General features: G+C 77.6%; 1 protein-coding gene (cut by a window edge). It reads left to right on the forward strand.

What is annotated here, in order from left to right:
- A protein-coding gene (locus NX801_RS03830) for a non-ribosomal peptide synthetase (protein WP_258785436.1) crosses the window boundary here: on the forward strand, nucleotides 1-10,214 show its 3' portion. The gene continues 6,049 nt to the left of window position 1, outside the view; only the last 10,214 of its 16,263 coding nucleotides appear in the window; its start codon lies beyond the left edge, outside the window; the stop codon is at nucleotides 10,212-10,214.
- The last annotated feature ends 73 nt before the right edge of the window (nucleotides 10,215-10,287 follow it).

Here is a 10,287-nt window from a genome sequence, read left to right on the forward strand (position 1 = left end):
TGCGCGGCTTCCGGATCGAGCTGGGTGAGATCGAGGCGGCGCTCACCGCCCTGCCGGGCGTCCGGGGCGCGGCCGCCCTGCTCCGCCGGGACCGCCCCGGCACCCCGCTGCTCACCGGCTACGCCACCCCCGCCCCCGGCGCCCGGCTCGACCCGGAGGAACTGCGCGCCGCCCTGGCCCGCACCCTCCCCGACTACGCGGTGCCGGCCGCGCTGGTGGTGCTGGAGGCGCTGCCGCTCAGCCCCAACGGCAAGGTGGACCGGGCCGCCCTGCCCGCCCCGGCCGCGCCCGAGGACGCCGGGGCGGCCCCGGCCGAGGGACCGGCCGCCGAACTCGCCGTACTCTTCGCCGAGTTGCTTCATCTGGACCGGCCGGTCGGCGCCGACGAGTCGTTCTTCTCGCTCGGCGGCGACAGCATCACCTCCATCCAGCTGGTCGCCCGGGCCCGGCAGTCCGGCCTTCCGGTCACCGCCCGGCAGGTCTTCGAGCACCCCACCCCCCGGGGCCTCGCCGCCGCCGTCGGCGCGCTCCGGGGCCCGGCGGCGCCCGGGGGAGTCCCGGCGCCGTCGGGCGTGACCGCGACGGCGGCCCCGCTCACCCCGCTGATGCGCTGGCTGCGCGGCCACCCGGACCACTGGCGCACCTTCCACCAGTCGATGCTGGTCACCCTGGACGCGACGGTGACCGGGGAGCGGCTGCGGTACGCCCTCCGGGCGCTGCTCGGCACCCATGCCCTGCTCACCGCCCGGGCGGTGACCGTCCCGGACGGGACCGTCACCCTGGAACCCGCCGTCATCGGCGGCGCCGGTGACGGTCCCGGCGTCCCGCTGACCGTGGTCGACGTGGACGCCGAGCCGGGCGGCGACCCGGCCGGCCCGCCGGAGCACCCCGGCTCCGGCGACGACGACAAGGCGCTCCGGGCCGCGATCGCGGAGCACTCCGAGGCGGCCGTCCGGCGGCTGGACCCGGAGACCGGGCGGCTGGTGGAGGCCGTCTGGTTCCGCCGGGGTCCGGGCCGCGAAGGACGGCTGCTGCTGACCGTCCACCATCTCGCCGTGGACGGGGTCTCCTGGCGGGTGCTCCTCGCGGACCTCGCCCGGACGGTGGCCACCGGGCAGGCCCCCGAGCCACCCGGCACCCCGTTCGCCCACTGGGCCACCGCGCTCTACGGCGATCCCGGGCGGTTCGGGGACGAGCGCCCGTACTGGGCCGGGGTGCTGCGCGACGCCCCCGTACCGCCGGCCCTGGTGCGAGCGGCGGGCGCCGCCGATGCCCCCGGACCGGTCGCCGGGCCCGGTGGAGACCGGCATCCGGCCGCCGGACCGGCCACCGCACCCGGTGGCGACCGGCCGGCCGCCGGTCCGCGTCCCGCCGCCGAGCTGCGGCTCCCACTCCCGGACGGGCTCACCGCCGCCCTGCTCGGGCCCACCGCCGCCGCCTTCCACACCGGCCCGGACGCCCTGCTGCTCGCCGCCCTGGCCCGGGCGCTCGGTGGGGGAGAGCTGCTGGTGGACCGGGAGTCGCACGGCCGCCACGAGGAGCTGGCCGAGGGCGCCGAACTCTCCCGTACGGTCGGCTGGTTCACCACCCAGTACCCGGTCCGGGCGGACGCCGGAGGCCATGACCTGGGACGGGCGGTCCGCCGGATCAAGGACCGGCTCCGCGAGGTGCCCGCCCGGGGCACCGGCTACGGCGCGCTGTACGGTTCCCGGCCCAGCGGCGCCCTGGTCGCCTTCAACCACCTGGGCCGGTTCACCGCCGCCGCCCCGGACGGCCCCTGGGGCCCGGCCCCCGAGTCCGACGCCGTGTACACCGGTCCGCTGCCGGTGCTGCTCGACGGCCATCTCCTCGATGTGCACGCCGCCACCCTGGACGGCCCGGACGGACCGGTGATGACCGTCCGCTGGACCTACGCCGCCGATGTGCTGACCCATGACGAAGTGGCCGGGTTCGCCCGCCGGTTCACCGAGGCGCTCACCGAACTGGCCGAGCGCCGTGACGAACCGGGCTTCGCCGGACACAGCCCGGGCGACTTCCCGGTCCGGCTCACCGAACCGGAGCTGGCCGAACTGGAGTCGGCCCACCCGGAGCTGGACGGGGTGCTGCCGCTCTCCCCGCTCCAGGAGGGACTGGCGTACCACGCCCTGACGGCGGGTGAGGACCTCGATGTCTACACGGTCCAGCTCGAACTGGAGCTGCGCGGCCCGCTGGACGCCGGGCGGCTCCGCCGGGCCGTCGCTGCCGTGCTCGCCCGCCACGCCAATCTGCGGGCCGGTTTCCGCCAGCTCGGCACCGGGCGGCTGGTCCAGTTCACCGTCGCCGGTGCCCCCGCGCCCTGGGCCGAGCACGACTGCCGGAACGACCCGGGAGAGGCCGCCCGGATGGCCGCCCGGGACCGGACCCGGCGCTTCGACCCGGACCGCCCGCCGCTGCTCCGCTTCACCCTGCTGCGGATCGCGGACGACCGCCGCCGGCTGCTCTTCACCAGCCACCATCTGCTGCTCGACGGCTGGTCGGCCCCGCTGCTGCTGACCGATCTCCTCGACACCTACGCGGGCCGCCGCCCGGCCGCCCGCCGCCCCTACGCCGACTATCTGGACTGGCTCACCACCCGGGACCGCCCGGCCGCCGAGGCCGCCTGGCGCGGGGCGCTGGCCGGGATCACCGAACCCACCCTGGTGGCGGCCGGTTCCGACGCCGCGGGACCGGTGGTGCCCGAGGAGACCGAGACGGTGCTGGGCCCGGAGCGCACCGCCGCGCTGGAGACGTACGCCAGGAGCGCCGGAACCACCCTCAACACCCTGCTCCAGACCGGCTGGGGCCTGGTGCTGGCCCACCTCACCGGCCAGGACGACGTGGTCTTCGGCGCCGCCGTCTCCGGCCGCCCCGCCGAACTCGACGGGGTGGGGGGCATGGTGGGCCTCTTCGTCAACACCGTCCCGGTCCGGGTACGGCTCCGCCCGGCCGCCACCCTGGACACCGCCGTGCGCGAGCTGCACCGCCGGACCACCGGCCTGCTCGACCACCAGCATCTCGGACTGGCCGCCGTCCAGCGGGCGGTGGGGCTCCCGGCGCTCTTCGACACCCTCACCGTCTTCGAGAACTACCCCTTCGACGAGGCCGCGCTCGCCGCCAGCGAGGACGCCGCCGGGCTGGAGGTACACGGAGTCGGCGGCCGGGACGCCACCCACTACCCGCTCACTCTCGCCGCGACCCTCCGGGACGGCCGGCTGCGGCTGGTGCTCAAATACCGGCCGGACGCGTACGACGCCGAGGGCGCCCGGCACCTCCTCGGGCTGCTCGACCGGGCCCTGGACGGCCTGGCCCGCCAGCCGGAACTGCCGACCGGGCGACTGATGCCGGCACCCCCTCCGGGTGTCCCGGCGCAGCACCCGTGGACGCGGGTCCCGGCGGGCGAGCGGACCGGCCCGGCCGGACTCGCGGCGGCCGTCGCGGAAGTCGCCTCGGCCCGCCCGGACGCCCCGGCCATTCGTCCCCTGGACGGCGCCCCGGTGGTGTCGTACGGACAACTCGTCACCCGGGCCGCCCGGTTCGCGGACCGGTTGCGGGCCGCCGGAGCAGGGCCGGAGGCCGTGGTCGCCGTGCTGCTGCCGCGCTCCACCGACCTGGTGGTCAGCGAGCTGGCCGCCGTCTGGGCGGGTGCCGCCGTGCTGCCGCTCCACCCCGAGTGGCCGGCCGCCCGGATCCGTACCGTCCTCGCCGCCGCCGCGCCCGTCGCCCTGATCTGCCCGCCCGGCACCGAGACCCCCGCCGGCCTCACCGTGCTCCACCCCGATCCCGGTCCGGGCGGGGCACCGGAACCGGCGCGGGGCGACACGGTGGCGGACGCCGCCTGCCCGCCCCCCGTCGAGGTCTCCGCCGCCCAACTGGCCTACGTCATGTACACCTCGGGCTCCACCGGGATGCCCAAGGGCGTCGCCGTACCGCACGGCGCGGTGCTGGCGCTCGCCGCCGACTCCCGGTTCACCGGGCCCGCCTACCGCTCCACCCTGGTGCACTCCCCGCACTCCTTCGACGCGGCCACCCATGAGATCTGGGGCACCCTGCTGCGCGGCGGGGAACTGGTGCTCGTCCCGGACGCCCCGCTCGACCCGCTCCGCTGGCGGGAGTCGCTGACCGGGGAGGGCGCGGAACCGGTCGGCTCCGCCTGGTTCACCGCCGGACTGTTCGCCCTGCTCGCCCAGGAGGCACCGGAGACCTTCCGGGCGCTGACCGAGGTGTGGACCGGCGGTGACGTGGTCTCCCCGGCGGCGGTCACGGCCGCCCTGGCCGCCGCCCCCGGGCTGCGGATCACCAACGGCTACGGGCCCACCGAGACCACCACCTTCGCCACCGCCCACCCGTACGACCCGGCGACCGCCGTGCCCGGCGAGCCGCTGCCGATCGGCCGGCCGCTGGACGCCACCACCGTCCGGGTGCTGGACTCCGCACTCCGCCCGGTGCCTGCCGGAGCGCGTGGCGAGCTGTATCTCGGCGGCGCGGGTCTTGCCCGGGGCTATCTGGGCGACCCGGCCCGTACCGCCGAGCGGTTCGTGCCCGACCCGTACGGCCCGCCGGGCAGCAGGGTCTACCGCACCGGTGACCTGGTACGGCTCCGCCCGGACGGCGCGCTGGACTTCCTGGGCCGCGCCGACGACCAGGTGAAGCTGCGCGGCCACCGGGTGGAGCCCGGCGAGACCGAGGCGGCCCTCGCCGGGCTGCCCGGGGTCGCCCGCGCCGCCGTCGCCGTACGCCCCGAACTGCCCGGCGGACCGGCTCTGGTCGGCTATGCCGTGCCCGAGCGGGGCCGGGTGCTCGACCCGGAGACGCTGCGCGCCGCGCTGGCCGGCGCCCTGCCCGCCGCCCAGGTGCCGGTGGCCGTCGTGGTGCTGGCGGAACTGCCGCTCACCGAGAACGGCAAGACCGACCGGGCCGCCCTGCCGCTCCCCGCCAGGACCGGGCGGGCCACGGCCCCCGGGGCACCGCTCAATGAGCGCCAGGAACTGGTGCGGCGAACATTCGCGGAGGTGCTGGAGGAGCCCGGCTTCGGGCCGTACGACGACTTCTTCGCGCACGGCGGGCACTCGCTGGCCGCCATGCGGCTGGCCGGCCGGCTGCGCTCGGCGCTCGGCGCCGCGGTGACGGTGGGCGACCTCTTCACCGCCCGCACCCCCGCCGCCACCGAGGCGCTGCTGCGGCCCGCCCGGGCCCTGAGCCCGGTGCCGGAGCGGCCCGCCCGGCCGCCGCTCTCCCCGGCGCAGCGGCGGCTCTGGTTCCTCGACCGGCTCACCGGCGAGACCTCGGCCGTGTACCACGTACCGCTCGCCCTGCGGTTCCCCGGCCGGCTGGACACGGCGGCGCTCCGGCTCGCCCTCGGGGACCTGGTGGCCCGGCACGAGCCGCTGCGCACGGTCTTCCCGGAGGCGGAGTCCCCCCGGGCACCGGAGTCTCCGGGCACCCCGGCGGTCCCGGTCTCCCAGGGGCCGCCGGCGGCCCCGGACTCCGGAGAAGCAGCCCAGGAGCCTCCGGCGGCCCCGGACGGCCCGGCTGTCCAGGGGGCCCCGGGTGACCCGGCTTCCCAGCAGCCTCCGGCGGCGCCGGGCTCCCCGGGCGTCCCGGGTTTCCGGAGGCCCCCGGGCCTCCCGGCCGCCCAGGAGCCTCCGGCGGCCCCGGACGGTGACGACCTCGCCGTCCAGCGGATCCTGGACCCCGCCGAGGCCCACGTCCCCTTCCTGGTGGACGAGTCACCCGGCGCCGGGACCCCGGAGGCGCTGGCGGCCGGCGCGGCCGTCCCCTTCGACCTCGCCCGGGACCTGCCGATCCGCGCCGCCGTCCACCGGGGCCCGGACGGGGACACCCTGCTGCTGGTGGTGCACCACATCGCCTTCGACGAGTGGTCCACCGGGCCGCTCCTCGCCGATCTCACCACCGCCTACGCGGCCCGGCTGCGGGGCGCCGCCCCCGACTGGGCACCGCTGCCGCTCCAGTACGCCGACCACACACTCCGGCAACGCGCCGCGCTCGGCTCGGCCGGGGACCCGCACAGCCGCCTCGGCCGGCAGCTCGCCCACTGGCGGGAGCGGCTCGCCGGAGCGCCCGCCGAACTGCCGCTGCCGCTGGACCGGCCGCGCGCCTCCGGCACCGGACACGACGGGGCGGTGGTCGAGTTCACCGTGCCCGCGGAGACCGCCGCCGGGCTGCGCGACCTCGCCGCCCGGACCGGCGCCACCCCGTTCATGGTCGCCCACGCGGCACTCGCCGCCCTGCTCCACGGCCTCGGCTGCGGTACGGACCTCCCGGTCGGCACCCTGGCCGCCGGCCGCGACGAGGCCGAACTCCACGGCCTGGTCGGCTTCTTCGTCAACACCCTGGTGCTGCGCGCCGACGCGGCCGGCGACCCGACCCCGGAGGAGCTGGTCCGGCGGTGCCGGGCCACCGTGCTGGAGGCGCTGGACCACGCCGACCTGCCGTTCGAGCAGCTGGTGGACCTGGTGGAGGTGGACCGGTCGCTGGAACGCCACCCGCTCTTCCAGGTGATGCTCAACCACCAGACCCGGGTCGCGCGCGGCCCGGTCCTCGGAGAGCTCACCGGAGAGCCGGTGCCCGTCTCCACCGGCACCGCGAAGTTCGACCTCACCTTCACCCTGGTCTCCGACCCCGGCGAGCAGGGCGCCATCGGCGGCGGCATCACCTACCGCACCGGGCTCTTCGACGCCGCCACCGCCGAACGGCTGGCCGGCTGGTATCTGCGGGTGCTGGACGCCTTCGCCCGCCGCCCGGAGACCCCGGTCAGCCGGCTGCGGCTGCTCACCGGGGACGAGGAGCGCCGGGTGCTGACCGACTGGAACAACGCCGAGGAGCCGGTGGCGGCGGCCGAGTCCCTGCCGCGCCGGTTCCTGGCGCGGGCCGAGCGGGACCCGGACGCCCCGGCGGTCCTGGCCGGTGACGAGACCCTGAGCTACGGCCGACTGCTGGACCGGGTACGGGCGCTGGCCGCCCGGCTGACGGCGGCCGGGGTGCGCCCCGGTGAGCCGGTCGCCGTGCTGCTGCCCCGCTCGGCCGCCCTGGTCACCGCCGCGCTCGCCGTGCTCCACGCGGGCGGCGCCTACCTGCCGCTGGACCCGGCCCACCCGGGGCAGCGGCTCGCCGGAATGCTGGCCGACAACCCGCCGCGGCTGCTGCTCACCGACGAGGCGGGCCGCGCGCTTCTCCCGGCCGACCCGCCCTGCCCGGTACTGGACCCCGGGCCGGGACCCGGACCGGCCGTCGTATCGTCCGTGTCCGCCGCCGGCTTCACCGCTCCGGTCCACCCCGAGCAGCCTGCGTACGTACTGCACACCTCCGGCTCCACCGGCCGCCCCAAGGCCGTGGTGGTCTCCCACCGGGCCCTGGCCAACCGGCTCGGCTGGACCCAGCGCCGCTATCCGCTCGCTCCCGGTGACCGGATGCTCTGCAAGGCCGCGCCCGGGTTCGACGTGTCGGTGTGGGAGATCCTGGGCCCGCTGCTCGCCGGGGCGACCGTGGTGGTGGCCGGGCCCGACGACCACCGTGACCCGGCGGCGCTCGCCCGGCTGATCCGCGAACACCGGGTGCACACCGTGCACTTCGTGCCCTCGATGCTCGCGCTCTTCGCCGCCGAACCCGAGGCGGCCCACTGCACCACCCTCCGCCAGGTGTTCAGCGGTGGCGAACCGCTCACCGACGCCCTGGTGCGCCGCTGCGCCGCCGCCTTCCCGGCCCCGGTGATCAACCAGTACGGCCCCACCGAGGCGGCCATCGACGTCACCGCCCGGCCCGCCGTCCCCGGCGAGCGGGACCGGGTGCCCCTGGGCGCTCCCGGCGCGGGCACCCGGGCCCATGTGCTGGACCAGGCGCTGCGCCCGATGCCGCCCGGGGTCACCGGTGAGCTGTATCTCGCCGGGGAGCAGCTCGCCCTCGGCTATCTGGGCGCCCCGGCCCGTACCGCCGAGCGGTTCACCGCCGATCCGTTCGGCCCGCCCGGCACCCGGATGTACCGCACCGGGGACCTGGCCCGCTGGACCGGTGACGGCGAGCTGGAGTACCTGGGCCGCACCGACGAGCAGGCCAAGCTCGGCGGCGTACGGATCGAACCCGCCGAGGTGCGGGCCGCGTTGCTGTCCCACCCGGCCGTCCGGGACGCCGCCGTGCTGGTCCGGGAGGACACCCCGGGCGCGCCCCGGCTGGTCGGCTACGCGGCGACGGGCCGGGCGCCCGCCCCCGCGGCCGGGACCGGGCCAGGTCCTGTGCCCGATTCCGCCCCCGTACCCGATGCCGCACCCGGTCCCGCCGCCGCCGTACCGAGCGCGGACGAACTGCTGGCGCACGCCGCGCGGTTGCTTCCGCCCGCGATGGTGCCGGCCGAGGTGCTGGTGCTGGAACGGCTGCCGCTCACCGCCTCCGGCAAACTGGACCGGGCCGCGCTGCCGGCCCCGGCCGTCCGGGCGCCCGGTGGGGCGGAGGAGGTCCCGCTCGACGCCACCGAGCGGATCCTCGCGGAGCTGATGGCCGAGCAGTTGCGGCTGCCCTCGGTCGGCCGCCACGACAGCTTCTTCCGGCTGGGCGGCGACAGCATCGCCTCGATCGTCCTGGTCGGCGCGGCCCGCCGGCGCGGTCTGGTGCTCGGCCCCCGGGACGTCTTCGAGCAGCGCACGGTGGCCGGTCTGGCCGCCGTCGCCCGGCGGGCGGAGAGCGTACCCGCCGTCCACGACCCCGGCACCGGGCGGGCCCCGCTCACCCCGGTGGCGCACGCCATGCTGGAACGCGGCGGCGACCACCGGAGGTTCGGCCAGTCGCTGCTGGTCACCACCCCGCCGGGGCTCACCCATGAGCGGCTGCGCGCCGCCGTCACCGCCCTGGTCGGACACCACCCGGTGCTGGCCGCCCGGCTGGAGTCCGGACCGGGCGCGCCCGAGCTGGTGGTGCCCGAGGACCCGGGGGCCGCCGGGGAGGCCGTACGGCGGGTCGCGGTGACCGGCGGCGACCGGGAGCTGAGGGTGGCGGTGACCGAGGAGTCCGGCACCGCCCTCGGTGAACTGGACCCGGCGGCCGGGGAGATGCTCCGGCTGGTCTGGTTCGACCGGGGCCCGGGCCGCGCCGGCCGGCTGCTGCTGCTCGCCCACCATCTGGTGGTGGACGCCGTCTCCTGGCGGGTGCTCCTCCCGGACCTGGCCCAGCTCTGCGAGGACCCGGCGGTGCCACCGCCCCCGGTGGAGGTCCCGTACCGCACCTGGGCCCGCGCCCTCGCCCGTACCGCCGCCGACCGGACCCCCGAACTGCCGTACTGGCGGGAGGTGCTGGCCGGTGGCGACGGCCCGGTGGCCGCGCCCGGCGCGGCCCTGAACACCCCGGGCACCCCGGACACCGTACGGATCCACACCTCGTCGGTGGAGGCCGGACTGACGGCGGCGGTGCTGGACGAGGTCACCGGCGCCTTCCACTGCGCCGACCAGGACGTGCTGCTCACCGCCCTCGTGCTGGCCCACGCCCGGCTGCACGGCACCGGAGAGCTGCTGCTGCGGCTGGAGGGCCACGGCCGGGACAGCCGCCCGGCCGGGACCGGGGAGCCCGCCCGGACGATCGGCTGGCTCACCACGCTCCACCCCTTCCGGGCCCGGCTGGACGGGGCGGACCCGGCCACCGCCGCCGAGGACCCGGAGCAGGCCGCCCGCGTCCTCAAGCACCTCAAGGAACAGCTGCGGGCGGTACCCGACCACGGCACCGGCTACGGTCAACTCCGCTATCTGCACCCGGAGTCGGCCGCCGAGCTGGCGGCCGGGCCGCGTCCGCTGACCGGCTTCAACTACTTCGGCCGGGTCGATGTCGCCACCGGCCCTGACGGCGCCGGCAACGCCCAGGAGCCCGACGGCCCGGAGCGGCACTGGGCTCCGGCCCCGGAGTCGTCCGCCCTCCGCCGGGAGCCCGCCGCCCTCGGCGCGGACACCGTGGTGGACCTGGACATCACGGCACTGCGGCGCCCCACCGGCACCGAGCTGTCCGTCCTCTGGCACCACGCCGGCCGGCCGGCCGACGGCGGACGGATCGCGGAGCTCGACCACTGGTGGCACACCGCCCTGCACACCCTGGTGACCGCCGCCCGCACCGAGGCGGGCGGCCACACCCCCTCCGACCTCGGCCTGGCGACGCTGAGCCAGGACGAGATCGACGAGTTCGAAGACGAGTGGAGGAATTCGTGACCGGCGCACCCTCGGGACCCGACGCCACACCCTCGGGCCCCGCCACACCGCCGGGGGCCGTGACGCCCCCGGG

The sequence above is a fragment of the Streptomyces pyxinae genome (assembly GCF_024756275.1).
Classification (GTDB): domain Bacteria; phylum Actinomycetota; class Actinomycetes; order Streptomycetales; family Streptomycetaceae; genus Streptomyces; species Streptomyces pyxinae.